The sequence below is a fragment of the Polaribacter sp. ALD11 genome (assembly GCF_002831685.1).
Lineage (GTDB): Bacteria > Bacteroidota > Bacteroidia > Flavobacteriales > Flavobacteriaceae > Polaribacter.
The window spans coordinates 2796040-2817228 of the sequence record NZ_CP025119.1; the positions used below are offsets into that span (position 1 = coordinate 2796040).

The 21189-nt window shown below is 32.0% G+C and carries 14 protein-coding genes; 9 read left to right on the forward strand and 5 right to left on the reverse strand.

All coding sequences use genetic code 11. The features are described 5' to 3' along the window. Positions 1-156: 156 nt before the first annotated feature. From CW731_RS12325 to CW731_RS12355, 7 genes are all read left to right on the forward strand, one after another. Positions 157-2892, forward strand: coding sequence for a 2-oxoglutarate dehydrogenase E1 component (locus CW731_RS12325; protein ID WP_100947003.1), 2736 nt, complete (start codon positions 157-159; stop codon positions 2890-2892). A gap of 234 nt (positions 2893-3126) precedes the next feature. Beyond that, positions 3127-4338 (forward strand): 2-oxoglutarate dehydrogenase complex dihydrolipoyllysine-residue succinyltransferase, encoded by a 1212-nt coding sequence (gene odhB / locus CW731_RS12330; protein WP_100947004.1) that lies wholly within the window; start codon positions 3127-3129, stop codon positions 4336-4338. Between the two features lie 132 nt (positions 4339-4470). Then, complete coding sequence (locus tag CW731_RS12335; RefSeq protein ID WP_100947005.1) at positions 4471-5049, forward strand: Crp/Fnr family transcriptional regulator; 579 nt, start codon at positions 4471-4473, stop codon at positions 5047-5049. A gap of 95 nt (positions 5050-5144) precedes the next feature. After that, a complete protein-coding gene (locus CW731_RS12340) occupies positions 5145-5951 on the forward strand; it encodes an SDR family oxidoreductase (protein WP_100947006.1) in 807 nt (268 codons plus the stop codon). A gap of 5 nt (positions 5952-5956) precedes the next feature. Beyond that, positions 5957-7333, forward strand: a complete 1377-nt coding sequence (locus CW731_RS12345) for an aldehyde dehydrogenase (RefSeq protein WP_100947007.1) — start codon at positions 5957-5959, stop codon at positions 7331-7333. A gap of 43 nt (positions 7334-7376) precedes the next feature. Next, positions 7377-8237, forward strand: coding sequence for an alpha/beta hydrolase (locus CW731_RS12350; RefSeq protein ID WP_100947008.1), 861 nt, complete (start codon positions 7377-7379; stop codon positions 8235-8237). A 103-nt stretch (positions 8238-8340) separates the two neighbouring features. Next, positions 8341-10746: a helix-turn-helix domain-containing protein gene (locus CW731_RS12355; RefSeq protein ID WP_100947009.1), complete on the forward strand. Its 2406-nt coding sequence runs from the start codon at positions 8341-8343 to the stop codon at positions 10744-10746. A 387-nt stretch (positions 10747-11133) separates the two neighbouring features. Here CW731_RS12355 and recJ read toward each other — a convergent pair whose 3' ends face one another. Both recJ and CW731_RS12365 read right to left on the reverse strand, forming a co-directional pair. After that, entirely contained in the window at positions 11134-12819 is a 1686-nt protein-coding gene (recJ, locus tag CW731_RS12360; protein WP_100947010.1) for a single-stranded-DNA-specific exonuclease RecJ, read from the reverse strand. An 18-nt stretch (positions 12820-12837) separates the two neighbouring features. Next, the gene (locus tag CW731_RS12365; RefSeq protein ID WP_100947011.1) at positions 12838-13263 is read right to left on the reverse strand and encodes an OsmC family protein; all 426 of its coding nucleotides are present in this window, start codon (positions 13261-13263) and stop codon (positions 12838-12840) included. A gap of 543 nt (positions 13264-13806) precedes the next feature. On the opposite strand from CW731_RS12365, the gene CW731_RS12370 reads away from it, so the two are divergent. Together CW731_RS12370 and CW731_RS12375 are read left to right on the forward strand one after the other, a co-directional pair. Next, on the forward strand, positions 13807-16845 hold the full coding sequence (locus CW731_RS12370; RefSeq protein ID WP_100947012.1) for a SusC/RagA family TonB-linked outer membrane protein: 3039 nt from the start codon (positions 13807-13809) through the stop codon (positions 16843-16845). Positions 16846-16855: 10 nt separating this feature from the next. Further along, complete coding sequence (locus tag CW731_RS12375; protein WP_100947013.1) at positions 16856-18367, forward strand: SusD/RagB family nutrient-binding outer membrane lipoprotein; 1512 nt, start codon at positions 16856-16858, stop codon at positions 18365-18367. 84 nt (positions 18368-18451) lie between these two features. Here CW731_RS12375 and CW731_RS12380 read toward each other — a convergent pair whose 3' ends face one another. From CW731_RS12380 to CW731_RS12390, 3 genes are read right to left on the reverse strand one after another with little or no spacing between them, the layout of a single operon-like run. Continuing rightward, on the reverse strand, positions 18452-19111 hold the full coding sequence (locus CW731_RS12380; RefSeq protein ID WP_100947014.1) for an N-acetylmuramoyl-L-alanine amidase: 660 nt from the start codon (positions 19109-19111) through the stop codon (positions 18452-18454). A gap of 11 nt (positions 19112-19122) precedes the next feature. Next, positions 19123-20145: an aminotransferase class I/II-fold pyridoxal phosphate-dependent enzyme gene (locus tag CW731_RS12385; RefSeq protein WP_100947015.1), complete on the reverse strand. Its 1023-nt coding sequence runs from the start codon at positions 20143-20145 to the stop codon at positions 19123-19125. Between the two features lie 2 nt (positions 20146-20147). After that, positions 20148-21158 carry a dipeptide epimerase gene (locus CW731_RS12390; RefSeq protein ID WP_100947016.1) on the reverse strand — a complete coding sequence of 337 codons (1011 nt, stop codon included), beginning with the start codon at positions 21156-21158 and terminating at the stop codon, positions 20148-20150. Positions 21159-21189: the final 31 nt, after the last annotated feature.

Genomic DNA, 21189 nt, shown 5'->3' on the forward strand with positions numbered 1-21189 from the left:
AATATACATCTATTTTAGACTTCTGCAAGTTTTTTTTAAAAAAAAAATAATATTTTTTTTCATTTTAATAATTTGGGAATAAATTCTTCTTTAAATTTCAAAATATTGTATTTTTGCTATAAGAATATGCTTACAATAAAAAGCACAAACTAAAATATGGACAAATTTTCGTTCTTAAACGCGGCACATACAGGCTTTATAGCCGATTTATACGATCAATACTTAATCAATCCTGATGGAGTGGAACCTAGTTGGAGAAGCTTTTTTCAAGGATATGACTTGGCTAATGAAGATTATTCTTTTTCTGACAAAGAGGTTTCTACTGAAATTCCGCAGGAAGTAAAAAAAGAATTTTTGGTTGTAGACTTAATAAATGGTTACAGAACTCGTGGTCATCTATTCACAGCAACAAATCCTGTAAGAGATAGGAGACAGTATCAACCAACTTTAGATTTAGACAATTTCGGTTTAACCGAAAACGATTTAGATAAAGAGTTTTCGGCGGGTGATGTCTTAGGTCTTGGAAGGGTTAAGCTTTCTATGATAATTAATCACCTGAAAAGCATTTATTGTGATTCTATTGGAGTAGAATATATGTACATGCGTAATCCAGAAAAATTAAAGTGGTGGCAAAATCGTTTGAATGAAAACGATAATCATCCTAATTACTCTGTAGATTCAAAAAAATATATACTTTCTAAATTAAATCATGCAGTAACTTTTGAAAGTTTCTTACAAACAAAATATGTTGGTCAGAAGCGTTTTTCTTTAGAAGGTGGTGAAGCTTTAATTCCTGGTATTAGTGTTGCTTTAAGAGAAGCAGCAGAAAATTACGGGGTAAAAGAATGTGTTTTAGGAATGGCTCATAGAGGTCGTTTAAATACATTAGTAAATATTTTCAAGAAGCCAGTAAGAGATTTATTTAGTGAATTCGAAGGGAAAGATTTCGAAGATGATGATATAGATGGTGATGTAAAATACCATCTAGGTCTAACATTAAGTAAAACTTACAGAGATGGTAATGAAATTAAAATGAACTTGGTTCCTAATCCGTCTCACTTAGAGACGGTTGCAGCAGTTGCAGAAGGAATTACAAGAGCTAAGATAGATAGAAAATACAACGGAGATTCAAGTAAAATTTTACCAATTATAATTCATGGAGATGCAGCAATTGCTGGTCAAGGTATTGCTTATGAAATCGTTCAAATGGCAAAACTAAATGGTTATAAAACTGGTGGAACCATTCATATTGTAGTAAATAACCAAGTTGGTTTTACAACGAATTATTTAGATGCTCGTTCGAGTACCTATTGTACAGATGTTGGTAAAGTTACTTTATCGCCTGTTTTACATGTAAATGCAGATGATACAGAAGCAGTTTGTCATGCAATGCAAATGGCGTTAGCATTTAGAATGAAGTTTAAATCTGATATTTTTATAGATCTTTTAGGATATAGAAAATATGGGCATAACGAAGGTGATGAGCCTCGTTTTACACAGCCAAAATTATACAAAGCAATATCTAAACATAAAAATGTAAAAGATATTTATGCTGAAAAGTTACTGAAGGAAGGAAGTATAGATAAAAATCATCTAGCTGAAATTACTTCAGAATTTAAGGAAATGTTAGAAAGAGAGTTCGCCTTATCTAAAGAAGATAAAACTTCTAAAGTAAGAGAATTCATGCAATCTACATGGGAAGGTTTTGAAAGAGAAGACCTACAGGCAATGCTAGAACCTGTAGATACAAGTTACAAGGCAGATCAATTAAAACATATTGCAAAAGTAGTTTCTACAGTTCCTGAAGGTGTTCAGTTTTTAAGAAAAGCAGAACGTATTTTAGAAGGTAGAGCTAAAATGACATTCGAAACCAATAAATTAGATTGGGGAATGGCAGAGAATTTAGCATACGGTTCTTTAATGGAAGAAGGATTTAACGTTCGTATTTCTGGGCAAGACGTAGAAAGAGGAACTTTTTCTCATAGACATGCCGTTTTACGTGATGAGGTTACTGAGGAAAGAATCAATTTATTAAACACAAATCCTGATAATAAAGGAAAGATGTTTATTTATAACTCTTTATTATCTGAATATGGTGTTTTAGGTTTTGATTATGGGTACGCCATGGCAAATCCGAATACATTAACTATTTGGGAAGCACAATTTGGAGATTTCTCAAACGGAGCTCAGATAATGTTCGATCAATACATTTCTGCTGCCGAAGACAAATGGAAGTTACAAAACGGAATTGTGATTTTGTTACCTCATGGATATGAAGGACAAGGTTCTGAGCATTCATCTGCAAGAATAGAGCGTTATTTACAATTGTGTGCAATAGATAATATGACGGTTGCAAACTGTACAACGCCTGCAAATTTCTATCATTTATTGCGTAGACAAATGAAGCGCGATTATAGAAAACCATTAATTGTATTTACACCAAAAAGTTTATTACGTCATTCTAAAGTAGTAAGTACAGTAGAAGAATTAGCTACAGGCGAATTTCAAGAAGTTATAGATGATACTCTAAACCCAGACAATGTAAAGAAACTAGTCTTCTGTATGGGTAAATTTTATTATGATTTATTAGAGGAAAGAGAGATTTTAGAAAGAGAAGATGTTGCTTTGGTTAGAATAGAGCAATTATTTCCTTTGCATTTAGAAAAATTACAGAAAGTAATTGATAGATACCCGAATGTAGAAAATTATATATGGGCACAGGAAGAACCTAGGAATATGGGGCCTTGGAGCTTTATGTTAGAACGTTTCGATTTAGTAAAATTAAATGTACGTTCTCGTAAATATTACGCAGTACCAGCAGCGGGTTCTAGCACACGATTCAAAAAACGTCATAAGGCCGTTATTGATAGTGTTTTTAATGATAATGAGTAAGCGCGTTAAGGATTGAAACGGCATCCTTTTTATTGTCTATATAAATAGGCGTCATTGCGAGGAACGAAGCAATCTGTTATAATTAAGAGATTGCCAAAGTTTACCAAAAAGTAAACTCCGCAATAACAAAAAATTAAAAGATATAGTGAAAAGCCTGTTTAAACGCCCAAAAAATAAAAATTTTAATTAAATTTAGATACTGAAATAAGTTCAGTGTAAGTAAAATAAGAAACCATGAGTGTTTTAGAAATGAAAGTTCCTTCTCCGGGAGAATCGATTACAGAAGTAGAAATTGCAACTTGGTTAGTTGAAGATGGTGATTATGTTGAGAAAGATCAACCAATTGCAGAAGTAGACTCCGACAAAGCAACTTTAGAATTGCCTGCAGAAGAAAGTGGAATTATCACTTTAAAAGCAGAAGAAGGTGATGCTGTAGAAGTTGGAGCAGTTGTATGTTTAATAGATACAAGTGCAGCAAGACCAGAAGGTGATGCGCCGGTAAAAGCAGCAGCACCAAAAGAGGAAAAGAAAGTTGAAGTAAAAGAAGCACCTAAAGCGGCAACATATGCTACAGGAACTGCTTCGCCAGCGGCTAAAAAAGTTTTAGCAGAAAAAGGAATGGACTCTTCTTCTATTAAAGGAACAGGAAAAGATGGTAGAATTACCAAGGATGACGCTGTAAAAGCAGTGCCTTCAATGGGAACTCAGCCAGCAAATGGAACGAGAGGAACAGAGCGTAAGAAAATGTCTATGTTGCGCAGAAAAGTTGCGGAACGTTTGGTTGCTGTAAAAAATGAAACGGCTATGTTAACTACTTTTAACGAAGTAAATATGCAGCCAATTTTTGATTTACGTAAACAATTTAAAGAAGATTTTAAAGCGAAACACGGTGTTGGTTTAGGGTTTATGTCTTTCTTTACATTAGCGGTTGTAAGAGCTTTAAGAATGTATCCAGATGTGAATTCTATGATTGATGGAGATTTTCAGATAAAACAAGATTTTCAGGATATCTCTATTGCAGTATCTGGGCCAAAAGGATTAATGGTTCCTGTAATTAGAAATGCAGAAAACTTATCTTTTAGAGGTGTAGAGTCTGAAGTGAAGCGTTTAGCAATTAGAGCTAGAGATGGGCAAATTACAGTGGATGAAATGACGGGTGGAACTTTTACAATTACCAATGGTGGTGTGTTTGGTTCTATGTTGTCTACACCAATTATAAACCCTCCTCAAAGTGGAATTTTAGGAATGCACAATATTGTAAACAGACCAATGGCAGTTGATGGGCAGGTAGTAATTCAGCCAATTATGTATGTTGCGTTGTCTTATGATCACAGAATTGTAGATGGTAGAGAATCTGTTGGTTTTTTAGTTGCTGTTAAAGAAGCTTTAGAAAACCCTACAGAATTGTTGATGGATAACAATCCTACAAAAGCATTAGAAATGTAAACCAGAATTTGGCTTTATAAATATTTAAATCCCGAGCTTTTGCTTGGGATTTTTTGTTTAAAGATTAGATTTGCTTCTAGGGTTAAAAAAATATAACTTAGCTACATTCATATTAAAATTATCATCTAGAAAATGAACCCTAAATTCAAAAATATATATCAAGTTATCTCTAGTTATATTGAAATTAGTGATGAAGAATGGGCTTATTATTCTTCGATGTTACAGGTAAAAGTAATTAGAAAAAAGAGCATTGTTCTTAGTGAAGGAAATATTTGTAAAGAGATTTTTTTTATAAATAAAGGATTGTTACGAATTTTTTTTGTGGATAATAACGGAGAGGAAAAAACCTTTCATTTCGCTTTAGAAAATACATTTGCTACAGATTATAAGAGTTTTCTAAAGGAATTACCGTCAAACTATTTAATTCAGGCAATGGAAGATACCGAAGTTGCAATAATGTCACTTGAGATGGTGCAGCTTGGTTATAATAAATTGAAGCATGGCGAAAAACTTGGAAGACTCTTAGCGGAAGATTATTTTTTTATGTTTAATGACAAAATTCAGGCGATATATACGCAAACTCCACTAGAACGATATAATAATTTAACGACTAGCTTTCCTGAGATATTTCAACGAGTACCACAGCATTTAATTGCTTCTTACCTAAATATTAGCTCCGTACATTTAAGTCGTTTAAAAAATTCAGATTAAAACAACTTATCTAAAGTGATAACATTTGTTATCGCTAAAATTTTATCAATTAGCTATTTTTACAACTGAATTAATGGTGATTAAATTTTTCTGATATGAAACTAATGAAAGGTAAAACAGTTCTAATAACAGGTGGAGCGTCTGGTATTGGTAAAATTATGGTTCGTTTATTTTTAGAACGTGAAGCCAAAGTTATTATTTGGGATATTAATGGATCAAAAATTGATGAAACCATTTTAGAATTAGCTGGCAAAGGTGATGTTCTAGGGTTTACTATTGATGTTTCTGATATTGATCAAATAAAAGAAACAGCTTTAAAAGTAAAACAAGAAATAGGGGGCGTGGATGTGCTTATAAATAATGCGGGTATTGTTGCAGGAAAATACTTCCATGAACATACCACATTAGACATTCTCAAAACAATGGAAATTAATGCGAATGCGCCCATGTTTATTACCAAAGAATTTTTGAGTGGTATGCTAGACAAAAATTCTGGACAGATCTGTAATATTGCTTCTTCTGGTGGTTTAATTTCTAACCCTAAAATGTCGGTGTATGCGGCAAGTAAATGGTCTTTAATTGGTTGGTCAGATAGTTTACGCATCGAGATGAAACAGTTAAAAAAGAACATCAGCGTAACTACCATAATGCCATACTATATCAATACCAGAATGTTTGATGGGGTAAAATCTAAAATACCAATTCTAGAACCAGAATCTGCCGCACTTACTATTGTAAAAGCAATAGAACGAAAGAAGAGGATGGTAACAATTCCAGGTTATTTGTACAGATTTACAAGATTAGGACAAGGTTTTATGTCCATTGATGTTTTTGATTGGTTTGCAGGAAAAGTATTAGGAATTTATAAAACGATGGAACATTTCACAGGTCGTAAAAAATAAGTATTATGATAGCTACAGCAGAAGAGTTAATTATTAAATATATTGCAGGTCATCGTACATTTTTTTCGACACAAAAGACGAAAGATATCGACTTTCGATTAACGCAGCTTCGTACGTTGAAAAAAGCAATTCTTCAACATCAAGAAAAAATAGAAAATGCTTTATGGGAAGATTTACACAAATCTGCGGAAGAAGCATACTTAACTGAAATTAGTATTGTTACTGGTGAAATAGACAATCATATCAAGCATTTAAAGAGATGGGCATCACCCAAAAAAGTGTCAACACCTATTCATTTATTTCCCTCCTCTAGTAAAGTATTGTATGAACCTCTAGGTACTGCATTAATAGTTGCTCCTTGGAATTACCCGTTTCAATTACTAATAAATTCTCTTGTTGGAGCTATTTCTGCAGGATGTTGTAGTGTGCTAAAACCATCACCAGATACGCCAACCGTTGCTAAGGTAATGGAGAATATGATTTCAGAAAATTTTGAATCAGATTATATTAGTGTGGTTCAAGGAGGAAGAGAAACCAATACAATATTATTTGCACAGAATTTTGATATCATTTTCTTTACAGGAAGCCCTAAAGTTGGTAAAGTAGTAATGAAAGCAGCAGCCGAAAATCTAACACCTGTCGTTTTAGAATTGGGTGGGAAAAGTCCGTGTATTGTTGATGCTGATGCAAATATAGAGATAGCTGCTAAACGAATTACTTGGGGTAAATTAATTAATGCAGGTCAAACTTGCATTGCCCCAGATTATCTTTTTGCTCATGAGTCTATTAAAGAAGAATTATTAGACAAAATTGCCAAGAATATAAAACTGATGTATGGTGATACTATAAAGGAAAGTCGTTTTTATCCTCGTATTGTAAATGAAAAAGCTGTAGAACGCTTGAGTGGTTTGTTAAGTGAAGGGAAAATACACACTGGTGGTGAGATTGATATAAAAGAAAAATTTGTTGCGCCAACTATCATAGATAATGTTCAGCCTAATTTTTTGGTAATGCAAGAAGAAATCTTCGGACCTATCTTACCGGTAATGAGTTTTAATCATATCGATGAAGCAATTAGTTACATTAATAAGAATGAAAAACCTTTGGCTTTTTATTATTTTGGAAAAAACAAAAAAGCAAAAGACGTTTTAGCAAAAACGACATCTGGTGGAGCCTGTGTGAATGACACATTAATGCATATAAGCAATCATAATTTGCCATTTGGAGGTGTAGGAAATAGCGGAATGGGAAATTATCACGGACAAGAAAGTTTTTTAGTTTTTAGTAATAAAAGAGCAGTAGTAACAACGCCAACATGGATGGATCTGCCATTAAAATACGTGCCTTTTAAGTATTTCAAATTAATTAAGAAAATTCTTTAAAACTTTTTAAAGCATAATATAACAGACCATTAAAGTAAAAGGGATGAACAAATTAATAGCATCAATTGATATAAATAATTTTTTTAAAACACTAGCAGTTGTTTTTTGTGCCTTTTTATTGTTTAGTTGTGCATCAAAAAAAATAAGTGATATTCCGTATACAAAAGATTCAAAAGCTTTAGTAGCATCTTTTCCTGAATTAAATGTTTATAAAACGAGAAAGTCTAAAGACAACCCTGTTGTTATTTTTATTCATGGTGGTTACTGGAATGAAGGAAGAAAAGGTATTTATGGATTTTTAGGTAGAAATTTTGCTAAAAAAGATGTGGTAACCGTAATTCCTAATTATACTTTAAGTCCTAATGGGAATTATGATACGATGGCAAAGGAAGTTGCAGCAGCTATAAAATGGACGCATGAAAATATTGAAAAGTACAACGGAAATCCCGATCAAATATTTTTAATGGGACATTCTGCAGGTGGGCATTTAATTGCTTTGGTAGGAACGAATCCTAAATATTTAGAAGATAGAGATGTCGTAAAAGGTATAATTCTGAATGATGCAGCAGGATTAGATATGTATTCTTATCTAAAGAAATATCCACCAACTAAAAATTATAATTATGATGTAACTTGGACAGACAAAAAAGAAAATTGGAAAGATGCTTCTCCTATTTATTTTGTATCAGAAAAAACACCACCAATTTTTATGATTACGGGAACTAAAACATTTCCATCAATTATTTCTCAAAATAAAGATTTTATAGAAAAGTTAAATAAGTTCCAACCAAGCGTTAAAATCAATTTCCAATCAAAGAAACACATTCCAATGATGAGTCAATTCTTTTGGCCATGGAATAAAAATTACAAAGAAATTATTGAATTTATAGACATTCATAAATAGAATTACCTGGAGTTTTAGATTTTTAGTTATCAAGATTCCGGGCTTTTGCTCGGGATTTTTTATGTAGTATAATTTAATTATTTATCTTGCGTCAAAAAGTAAAATGGCTAAAAATCCTGAATTAGAACTTGCCCTACAATTTATAGATAAAACAGATAGAAATCTTTTTATCACCGGAAAAGCAGGTACAGGAAAAACTACTTTTTTACATCAAATTAAAAAGGAATCTTTAAAAAGAATGGTTATTGTGGCGCCAACTGGTGTTGCAGCAATTAATGCAAAAGGAGTAACGATTCATTCATTTTTTCAAATGCCTTTTGGACCTATTTTACCTGATCAAATTGCAAATACAAATCAGCAACGTAAATTCTCGAAAACGAAAATTGATATTATAAAATCGTTAGATTTAGTAATTATTGATGAAATTTCTATGGTTCGTGCAGATTTGTTAGACGGAATAGACCAAGTAATGCGACGTTATAAAAATCGTGATAAAGTTTTTGGAGGCGCACAGATTTTAATGATTGGAGATTTACAACAATTAGCGCCAGTTGTAAGACCAAATGAATGGAGTTTACTACAACAACATTACAATACGGTGTACTTTTTTAGTTCGAAAGCCTACCAAGAAGCAAATGTGGTTTCTATAGAATTGAAACATATTTACCGTCAGAAAAATGAAGAATTTATTAAGATTCTAAATGAAATTAGAACAAATACGTTGTCTGATGAATCTGCTAAAATTTTAAATAAAAATTACGATCCCTCTTTTTCTCCAACAAAAGAAGAAGGCTATATAACTTTAACAACACATAATAATAGAGCGAATTTAATCAACAATTCTGAACTGAATAAACTGAAAGCTAAAAGCGCTTTCTTTAAAGCAGAAGTTTCTGGGAAGTTCAATGAAAATGCATTTCCTAATTCAGAAAGACTAGAATTAAAAGTTGGCGCGCAAGTAATGTTTATTAAAAACGATTCTTCGCCAGAAAAAAGATATTTTAACGGAAAAATAGGTGTTATTACCAATATCTCTAGCAATTCTGTAACAGTGCAATGTGGTAGTGAAATTGAAGAAATTGTTACAGAAAAAGAAAAGTGGGAGAATATTAATTATTCTATCAACGAAGAAACCAAAGAGATAAATGAAGACGTAACAGGCTCATTTTCTCAAATACCTTTGCGTTTGGCTTGGGCAATTACCATTCATAAAAGTCAGGGTTTAACATTCGAAAAAGCAATTATAGACGCAGAAGCGTCTTTTGCACACGGGCAAACGTATGTTGCCTTAAGTAGATGTACTTCTTTAGAAGGGTTGGTTTTAAAAACACCAATTACAAGTAGCGCTATTATAAATGATAGAACTGTAAGTGTTTTTAATGAAAGTGTTGAAGAAAATCACCCAGACGAACGTATTTTAAATCAATCTGAAAAAAACTTTCAATTGAATTTGATTTCAGAATTATTCGATTATCAACCCTTTTTATATCCAATATCTCGCTTGATAGATATTTATTACAAAAATAGAACAAGTATAAAAGGAGATGTTATAGATCATTTACAAACCATTAAAGATGATGGAGTAGTGGCTTTAATGAAAGTTTCTAACGGATTTAAAAATCAATTAAATGCGATTTCAGAGGATGCTATTCTTCCCGAAAATAGTTCTTCAATTCAAGAAAGATTTACAAAAGCACTAGATTATTTTGTAGTGCAAACAAAAGGGAATATTCTAAAACCTTTAAATTCGGTTACATTTTCTTCGGATAATCAAGCTGTAAAAAAGGACTTTTCTAAACAATTCGATTCGTTACAAGAAAAGTTATTAGAAAAACTTTTTGTGCTTCAGAAAATGTCAGATGGTTTTAAAGTACAAGAATACTTAAAAGTAAGAGCAAAAGCCGTTTTACAAAAATCTGAACCTACAAAAAAAAAGAAAGTAATTTCTAAACGAGACCCAATTTTAGCCTTAAAATTAAGAGAATTAAGAGACGGAATTAGGGTAGCAGAAAGTATACCTGCTTTTCAAATATTTACACAAGAAACGCTGTATGCAATGTGTGATATTCTTCCAAGAACAGAAAAAGAGTTGTTAAATGTTGTTGGAATGGGGAAAGTTCGTGTTTCTAAATATGGGGAAGAAATTTTAGAAGTCATCAATAAATATTGTGATGAAAACGGAATAAATAAATTAAACGAACAAAAAAAGGCAGATAAAAAACCAACCAAACAAGTAACTTACGAGTTGTTTAAATCTGGTCTTTCTATTAAAGAAATAGTTAAAGAAAGAAGCTTAACTTTGGGAACAATAGAGAATCATTTGGCAAATTATATATCTTCTGGCGATATCGATGTTTTAGAATTGATTGCATTAAAACGCTATAAAAAAATCAGAAACGAGATTGAAGAAGCTGGTGATGTAAAGGGGTTAACAGCACTTAAAGAGAAAGTAGACGCAGGCATTACATACATGGAGTTGAAAATGGTTTTAATGTCTATGGAGAGTTAATTCAAAATATTTTATAGCAAGAGTGTAAGTTTATTAAAAACGAACGTCTAAAGAAACATGATAAGAAACTTCTTATCATTTCTTTTTCATAGCAATTTTCCCACTTCTAGTTTAGGAGTGGGTTTTTTATAAAAAAAATAATCTTTTAGAAGCTATTTCCTGCTTTCACTACTCGCTTTTTTATTCAGAAAAAGAATAAAAAAGAGCTCAAATAAAAAGCCTGTATTGAGCCCGACGAAAGGTTTAATAAGCGCTAAACTTTTTGTAAACTTTTCTCACTTCTAATAAAGTTTAATTATTATAAGTAATTTTTAGATTTCTTGTCTTTCATACTTCCCTCTGTCGGAATGACGTTTGTTTGAAAAACTAATTTAAGATAGATTCCTCTTATTTCAAATCCTTCAACAACAATTGAATCGTTTTTCGACCGTTCCATTCGTTCTCATCTAAAGCATAGACAATATCAAAATCATTTTGAACCAAGCCCATTTTATCGCCTAAATTAAACCCAATAGAATTAAACGTTTGTTTGTTATCTCCTTGAAAAACATTTAGTTTTAAATGTGTTTTGTCTGCGCCAACTTGTTTGCCATACCCATTATCTCTTACACAAACAGATTTAAAAGTAGGTTTCATATTCATAGGACCAAAAGGCGCCATTAGCTGAATAATTCTAAAAAACTTAGGGGTAATTTCAGATAGATGTATTTCTGCATCCACGGAAATTTCTGGAGTCAATAATTCTTTATCGATGGTTCTTTCTACAACTTCCTCGAACTTCTTTTTAAAATTTTCGTAATTTTCTGGTAATAAGGTTAAACCAGCAGCATATTTATGTCCGCCAAATTGTTCTATGAATTCGCTACAAGCTTCTAAGGCATTATAGACATCAAACCCTTTTACAGAACGAGCAGAAGCCGCTAATTTATCACCACTTTTTGTAAAGACTAACGTAGGTCTGTAGTGTTTTTCGATTAATCTAGAAGCCACAATACCAATAACTCCTTTGTGCCAATCTTCTTGAAACACCACTGTAGAGAAGCCTTGTTCTTCATTGTTATCAATAATCTGAATTAAAGCTTCATTTGTAATTTTTTTGTCTAAGTCTTTTCTATCAGCATTAAAAATTTCTATTGCTGCAGCAAACTCTACGGCCGCATCAAAATCCATTTCTGTTAAAAGTTGAACCGCATAATTACCATGTTTCATTCTTCCTGCAGCATTTATTCTTGGTGCAATTATAAAAACGACATCGGTTATTGTGAGCTCTGTTTTTTTCGTTTGATGAATAATGGCTTTAATTCCGTTTCTAGGATTCTCGTTAATCACTTGCAAACCATAATACGCTAAAACTCTATTTTCTCCATTCATTGGTACAATATCTGCAGCAATTGCAGTGGCTACCAAATCTAAATATGGCATAAAATATGCTATAGTTTGGTTTCTAGAAACTCCTAAAGCTTGAATCAGTTTAAAACCAACGCCACAACCACAAAGTTCATCAAAAGGATACGTACAATCATCTCTTTTAGCATTTAAAACAGCCACTGCTTTTGGTATTTCTTTACCTGGTTTATGATGATCGCAAATAATAAAATCTACACTCTTCTCTTTTGCATACGCTACTTTTTCAATCGCTTTTATACCGCAATCTAGCGCAATTATTAATGAAAAATCATTGTCATGTGCAAAGTCAATTCCCATATAAGAAACACCATAGCCTTCTGCATATCTATCTGGAATATAAGTTGCAATATTAGGGTGAATCGTTTTTAAATATGACGCAACTAAAGAAACGGCAGTGGTTCCATCTACATCATAATCGCCAAAAACTAAAATATTTTCGTTGTTCGCAATAGCAGTTTCAATTCTTTCAACTGCAAGATCCATATCCTTCATTAAAAAAGGATCGTGAATTTCCTCTAAACTTGGTCTAAAAAAGCTTTTTGCAGCTTCAAAAGTTTCAATATTTCTCTGACAAAGTATTTCAGCGATCGCGATATCTACTTGTAAGTCTTCTGCTAATTTTTCTGCTTTTTCTCTATTTGGTGCTGGTTTTAAAGTCCATCTCATAGCAATTTTGACTTCATTTTAAATTGTATGCAAATGAATTTCGATTTCTACATCTGCAAACTGACGAAACATTTCCATCACTCCGCAATATTTTGTAACTGATAAATTCACTGCTTTTTGTATTTTTTCTGGTTGTAATTCACTGTCAGAAAAATGATAATCTACTTTTACTTTATTGTAAAACTTAGGGTGTTCATCAGTTAATTCTGCAGTAACTTCAATTTTAAAATCGGCAACTTCTGCACGCATTTTTTCTAATAAAGAAACTACGTCTAAACCAGAGCAACCTGCCAAAGAAGAAAGCATTAAAGCTTTAGGAGCAAAACCAACAACATCTCCATTGTCTTGAGATTTATCAAACATTGTAAGTTTACTTCCACTTGGGTTGTCAGTTTCAAATTGCGATTTTTCTGTCCAAACTGTGGTAACGATATTATTAGCCATAAATTCTGTTTTTTAAAAATGAAGTATTAATTTGTGCTGTTACACAAAAATAAGAAAACCCTTATAAGTAAATGATTAAATTATCTATAAAGACTAAATATAAGACTCTTGTTTTCTTGAGCCTGTTTTTTATCACTTTTTTTTATGCCCAAACCGACCTCATTTCATAGATTATGGGGGAAAAGATACAGGGTTTTTGTATTGGGAACTTATAATCTTAGTTTAAGATGATAGAAGAGTAGTGTTCCTTTTTACTATTAACGTACAAAATGAATTCTATAACGGAACTAATCGAAAGAAAAGAGAATCATTGGTTTATACTATTTTAAGATAGTGGTTAAAGCTGATTAAATAGCTTCTTATCTCATGTAAAATAGAATTATACATTTCACAAATTGCGTATTTTTGTTTTTAACTATGCATTATTATTGCTGTTTATAGCATTAAGTTATTAAATTAATGCTGCTTTTAATTTTTTTTTGCTGTAAACTTGTTTTTTTTATATATTTTTATGGAATATATAAACCAACAAAAATCGTTTTCATGAAAAAAAAGCTAGTTATTTTAACTATTCTATGCTTAACATTAACACTTAACTTTTATTCACAAGAGATAACTGTAAAAGGAAAAGTATCAGATAGTTCAGGAGAATTATTGGGAGTAAGTGTCCTGATAAAAGGTACGACGAAAGGTACAAGTACAGATTTTAATGGGGCGTACTCTATTAAATCGAGTAAAGGAGATATTCTAATATTTTCTTCACTTGGTTATAAAACTAAAGAAGTTATAATAAGTAGATCTTTATTAAATGTAGTTCTTGAAGAGGATTCTAGTGCACTGGACGAGGTTGTTGTGACTTCTTTTGGTATAAAAAGACAAAAAAAATCTTTAGGATATGCTGCACAAGCATTAAAATCAGAAGAGCTTTTAGAAGGTAACCAAAACAATATGGTTAATACTTTGCAAGGAAAAGTTTCTGGTGTTACTGTAACTAGTTCTGGTGGTGCACCTGGAGCTTCTTCGGTAATAATGATTCGTGGAGGAACATCTATTACCGGAAACAACCAACCACTTATGATTGTAGATGGTTTGCCAATTGACAACTCTACAGATTCTAGCTTAGAGGTTGCAAGCACAAACAGAGCGTCTGATTTAAACCCAGAAGATATAGAGAGTATAACGGTACTTAAAGGCCCTGCTGCTGCTGCATTATATGGTATACAAGCTGCGGAAGGTGCCGTAGTTATTACAACTAAAAGAGGTAGAGAAGGTGTAAGTAAAGTGTTTTTATCTTCTTCTCTTTCAGTTGATAATATTATTGGAACTCCATCAATTCAAAGAAACTACGGAAAAGGAGAACAAATACCTCAAGTAGGTGGAGGTGTTATTTATAATGATGATAGCCCTTTATCATGGGGAGAACAAATCCCTTCAGGAACAAAAACGTATAATCATATAAAAGATTTTTACACTACGGGAGTAACTCAAAATCATTTTTTAAGTTATTCTGGGGGTTCAGCAAAAAGCAACACTTATTTTTCAATAGGAAACTTAGCGAATGAAGGAGTAATACCAACAACGTCTTATGATAAAACAACTTTTAGAATTACACAAAATTCTAAACTATCAGATAAGCTTACTTTAGGGGTTTCAGGAAACTATATTAGAACAAATATTAATAGTACACGTCAAGGAAATGCAACTGGCGGTAGTATTACGAGTTTATTAAACTACCCGTCTACAGTAAATGTAAAAGACTATGAAGATGCAGACGGAGCTCAAAAAGGTTTTTACACAGGGCAAGAATTTGACAATGTATATTGGAGTCTAGAGAATAGCCCTAATACGAACGAGTTAAATAGATTTATAGGTTCTTTAGGATTGGATTATGCTATCAATAAAAACTTGAATCTTTCTTACAAATTTGGTGCAGATATTTATGACCAACATAGTCGTAGAATAACAGCAAATGGTTCATTAAATGACACCAGAAGTGATGGTTATATATCACAATACGAAAGACTTTATAAAAAATACACTTCGAACTTTATTGCGACTTACGATACTCAATTATCAAGTAATTTTGAATTGAATTTATTAGCAGGTAATACTATTGAAGACAGTAATGTTAAAACAGATTATTTAACAGGTAAAGATTTCTTGGCACCAGGTATTTATAATATAAGCAATATTGCTAAAGAAAATCAAAGTATAACAGAACGTATTTCAAGAAAAAGAAATGTAGGTGTTTTTGGTGAAATAAAACTAGGATACAAAAAAGCATTATTTTTAAATGTAACTGGTAGAAATGACTGGTCATCAACACTGCCGTCTAAAAGTAGATCTTTCTTTTACCCTTCTGTTGGTGGTTCTGCTGTTCTTACAGACTTATTTAATATTAAATCAGAAGGTAATGGTTTAAGCTATTTAAAACTTAGAGGTACATGGGCACAAGTAGGAAAGGATGCCCCAATAGGTCAGTTAGAAAGTTATTTAGTAACTCAAATAAACGGCCTTGGTAGTACAGGTTATGCATACAATGGAGTAGATGTTGGAAATGCTGCATTAGAACCAGAATTTACTAATAGTTGGGAAATCGGTTTTGATTCTAATTTTTTAAACAATAGAGTAAGCTTTAACGCAACTTATTATAAAAGTATATCAGATAATCAAATATTATCAGACATACGTGTCCCTCCAACTGCAGGAACTTTCTACGCAACTTTAAATGGAGGAGAAATTGAAAATAAAGGAATAGAAGCATTATTATCTGTTAAATTGATGCCATCTACTTCAGATTTTCAATGGACTATGAACTTTAATTTTGGAAGCAATAAAACTACAGTGGTAGATTTACCAGGAGAGCTTAAAGAAGTCTACTTGTCAGACTCATGGACTTTTCTAAATTCTGCAGCAGGAGCAGGTGTGTTAAATGCTTCTTTATTTTCACTTCGTGGAAAAAGGGCTCTTAAAAATGATGATGGAGAAGTTCTTATAGGGGTTAATGGATACCCAACTTTAGCGGATGAAACTTATGCAGAAGTAGATAGACAACCCGATTTTACTTTAGGTATCTCAAGTTCTATGAGATATAAAAACTTTGGGCTATCTTTTTTGCTAGATATTGTAGAAGGAAATACAGTGTATAACGCTACTGCATCAGCATTGGCATTTTACGGAGTTGGCGCTAATACTTCAGATAGAGGCGAAACTACTATTATTCCTGGTGTAAAAGCAGATGGATCAATTAATGATATTTCTGTTACTAAAGACCAAGTATATTATCAAGATTATTATTCTAGACTCTCAGATAACTTTGTTGAAGATGGTTCTTATACACGTTTACGTTATGTAAGTTTGAATTATCAATTAGGTAAAAATGCAATAGATCGCTTACCTATTTCTAAATTAGAATTTTCTTTAACAGGAAGAAACTTAGTAACTTTTACAAACTATAGTGGTGTAGATCCAGAGATAAATGCATTTGGAGGAGGTGTTCCTGGAGCTGGTTCAGTTGGTGTAGACAATCTTGGTACACCAAATACAAAAGGCTTCGATGTAGGGATTAAATTAACTTTTTAAAATATAAAAAATGAAACATTTAAAATATACTATTTGTATACTAGCTATTAGTCTCGGATTTTTATCATGTTCGGAAGACTATTTTGATGTAAATAGTTCTGTAACCGCACCAACAACGCAATCATTAGAACCGCAATACCGTATAAAAGGCGCTATTGAAAACATGTTTACTGGTATTCTTTACAGAGGTAGTAGAGAGATTTTAGGAGTAACCCAATATGGTTCTCAAAATAATGCTAATTATTATTCAGAAACATGGAGTAGTTCCTTTACTACAGGACGCTATTTTTTATGGCAAAATGCTTACGTATATTCTTTGCCAAATACAGCCGATTTAATAGTATTAGGAAAAAAACACAATTCGCCAAACTTTACAGCTGTAGGTAAAATTTTAAGAGCGTATGGTTTTGGGACAACAACAGACCAGTATGGAGCTATTGTTTTCAAAGAAACTTATGACGGTGAATCTGCATTAAATTTAACTCCTAAGTTTGAAGATCAAAAAACGGTTTATCAAGGTATTATTAAGTTGCTAGACGAAGCAATTGTAGAAATAAAACAACCAAGTGAGATTGAGTTAAATGCAAATGGAGGAGATGTTTTTTACAACGGAAATAAAGAGCAATGGACAAGATTGGCGTATGCTTTAAAGGCACGTTATTTAAATCATTTGTCTAAAAAAAGTTCTGGAGACATGGCATATGATGCTGATGCAATTATAGAAGCATGTGCTAAAGCACTTCAATCTAACGCAGATAATGCTTTTAGAAGTTACGGTGGTGGCGATGCAGAAAATGACCGTCAACCATATGCAGCAGGAGGTTATGGAAGTTCAAGAGTTGATTATTTCTCACACTTTTTTGTAGAATTATTAAAAAACTCATTAAATCTACCAGTTGCTTATGAAGATCCTCGTCTTAAGATAATTGTACCAGAAGCCATAAATGGAGGATATCAAGGTGTTAGAACAGGAGAAGGACCTTTGCCGGATAATGCTACAGGAGGTGGTAATTATTCTTTAGGAAATGGAGGGCATTACACAAGTGCTCCAGCACCAACCTATATGATGACTTTTAGCGAGGTTAAGTATATTGAAGCTGAGGCAAGATTTAGAAAAGGAGACAGACCAGGTGCGTATGCAGCTTTAAAAATAGGAATTCAAGCAGATTTTGAAAAAGCTTCTGCAAGTTCTATGGAGGCTGCAACTTATATCGCTAAAATGGATGCAGAAATAGGAGCTACTGGTTTAACATTAACACATATTATGGTTCAGAAGTATATCACATTACTTTTTGATCCAGAAACTTGGGTTGATATGAGAAGAATGGATTACAGCAATACGATATACCCAGGTTTAGAAAGACCTGTAAATGTAAACTTAACCATTTTTCCTGGTGCTAATGATTGGATTCAAGGAATGATGTATGAGTATAATGAAGAAGATAGAAATTATGAAAATATGCCAGATAATTCTGCTAATGTTAGATTAACAACACCACTTTGGTGGAATGTAGCTGAATAAAATCTTATTAATTGTAGAATAAAACCCACTAAGAACTAGTTCTTAGTGGGTTTTATTATTAAAAGACAAAATAGAACTTGCTGTTTAATTTGGAGTTTCTTTAAAGTTTAAATGTTTAGTAGCATTTTTAATTTGTAAAAGGAAATCTTTTCCAGGATCTGTTTTCTTCGTTCTATAACCACTATCTTTTTCTAACCATAATTCATGATTTTCGAAATTAGTATATTCATAATGACCTATTAAATAATCGATGTCATATTTATCTTTTAAATAAGTAACAAGCCAAATGTTAGACGCAACTTGTTTTTCTGTTAAAGGAGTTGAATCTGTTCCTCCTACATTTTCTATTCCAATAGCACTGTAATTTAGACCAATAACGTGTCTTGCCATAAAGTTTTCTGGCATTAACCTATAAATTGTTCCATCTAGATCTACCAAAAACTGAGAGGATACATTTAGATTGCTTGCGGTGTTAATTTTAGTTCTATGACTTCCGATTTCTGTGTTTACAAAAGCATTAAATGAGGCGTCTAAAGTAGGAATAGCAGTCCAGTGTAGTACAATTATTTTCGGTTCTATGGTTGGAGAATCTTGAATAATTCCATAATGAGAATTCATATACTCCAAGCTTAATTGTTTTCTTAAATCACCAAATTCTATAGGTTTATCTATAATTTCAAAGCCTTTATTGCAAGAGAAAACTGTAATTAATAAAGAGAATAGAAGTAAGGCTTTTATTTTCATGAGAAAAGGTTTTAAGGTTTAATTAATTTTATCAAAAAATCCAACTGTTCTTTTGTATGATTTGCGTTTAATACAATTCTATTAATTTTTTTTATTGATGTTGGATAGTAAAAACTAGTAATAATTATTTTTTCTGATGCTAAAAATTTAGCAATTTTCTCATCATTCACATAGAAAACAGGATAGTTTTCTGAAATAGTGATTTTCTTTAAATCTTTAAGCTGCTCGTAAACATACTTGCAATTTTCTTGTAATTTTAGAAATTGACTCTTATATAATTCTTGCGCGTTTAAAAAACTTGCTAAAAAAGCAGGATTCATAGGTGCACTTCCTATAAAAAGCGGATTCTCTTTAATTAAATTGATGATGTTCTCCTTTCCGGCAATAATACCGCCATTAACTCCAAAAGCTTTTCCTAAAGAAGAAACACTAATAACTTCGATGTTTTCATTTGGTTTAATTTTAGAAGAAATACCGTTTCCATTTTCACCCAAAACACCCAAACTGTGAGATTCATCAACTAAAAGAATTACTTTTTTTTCTGATGAAATTTCTTGTAAAAAATCAAAATTAAAAGGTTTGGTTTCTAAAGCAGCAATTGCATCAACAACAATACAAATTGTTTCTTTTTCAGTATTAAGAAGAAGGTTATTTAGACGTTTGTCTTCAAAAACAGGAAGTGCATTTTTAGGTAAAATTGCAGGATGTGTTTTTGGCATGTAGAAAAAAGAATCTACTATATTCTCTAAAGTAGAAAGTGTTAAAAAGCCAGCAAAAGTACCTGAAGAAACGGTAACACAATCTTCCGTTTTAAAAAAATTAGTTAAATATTCCTCTGCTGTTTTGTAGATACTTAATTTAATATTTGCATTTCTAGAACTTCCAAAGGCACTTCCCCAGTTTTTAATATTCTTAAAAATGACTTCATGAAATTCAGGCAATGCTGTAACTCCTAAATAAGAAGTTCCGCTGAAATATAAATATTCAATTCCGTTTGTAAAAGCAGTTGTATTCGGGGCTTTATCTAATTGCATATTTAAAGTAAAGTTACACCTGTTCCATTTTTATCCGCATAAGAAACAACTCCATTATTTATGGTAACTCCTGTTGCTATATCTGTTTTAAGTAATAGACTCCCATCCATATCTACATAATCTAATAATGGTAATAAATGTGCAATCGCAGAAATTCCAACAGAAGACTCTGTCATACAACCCACCATTGTTTTTAACCCTAATTCTTTTGCTCTTTCTAACATTCTTTTACCAGGAGTTACACCACCACACTTTGTAAGCTTCACATTTACTCCATGAAACAAACCAGCACATTTTTCAACATCACTTTCTACAATACAGCTTTCATCTGCAATAATTGGTAATGCAGAATTTTCATATAATTTCTTGGCTCCTACTATATCATCTGCTTTTAAAGGTTGCTCTAAAAATTCTACACCAAGTTCTTTTAATTTAAATGAATTTTCAATTGCTTCATCTGCAGTCCAACCACAATTTGCATCAATTCTAAAAATAGCATCTGTATGTTTTCTTAATGCTGTTACTATTTTTATATCATCTTTTGTACCTAACTTTATTTTATAAATTGGCCAAGGAAGTTCTTTCATTTTTGCAACCATTTTATCTATAGAATCAATACCAATAGTATAATCTGTCATTGGATTTTTATCAATATTTAAACCCCAAACCTCATATAGTTTCTTACCTTCTTTACGAGCCTGTAAATCATTAAAAGCTATGTCTAGAGCGCATAATGCAAACATGTTATCTTTAAATATAGGCTGTAGTTTTTTCCAAAATACCTCAGGTTTTTCATTTGATAAAGAAGTTATTGCAGTTTTATTTTCAGAAATAAGTTGCATCATTTTATCCACTGTAATATTATAATATGGGTTTGATGTTGCTTCACCAAAGCCAGAAATCCCATCAGAAATTAACTCAACAATTAATGCTGGTTGAAAATCATGAGATTCTCTAGAAATAGTAAATGTATGTTTTAACTCAAGGTTGTAAGAATGTAGTTTGATTTCCATATTAAAAGTTATATTTATGGTAAAGTTAGAA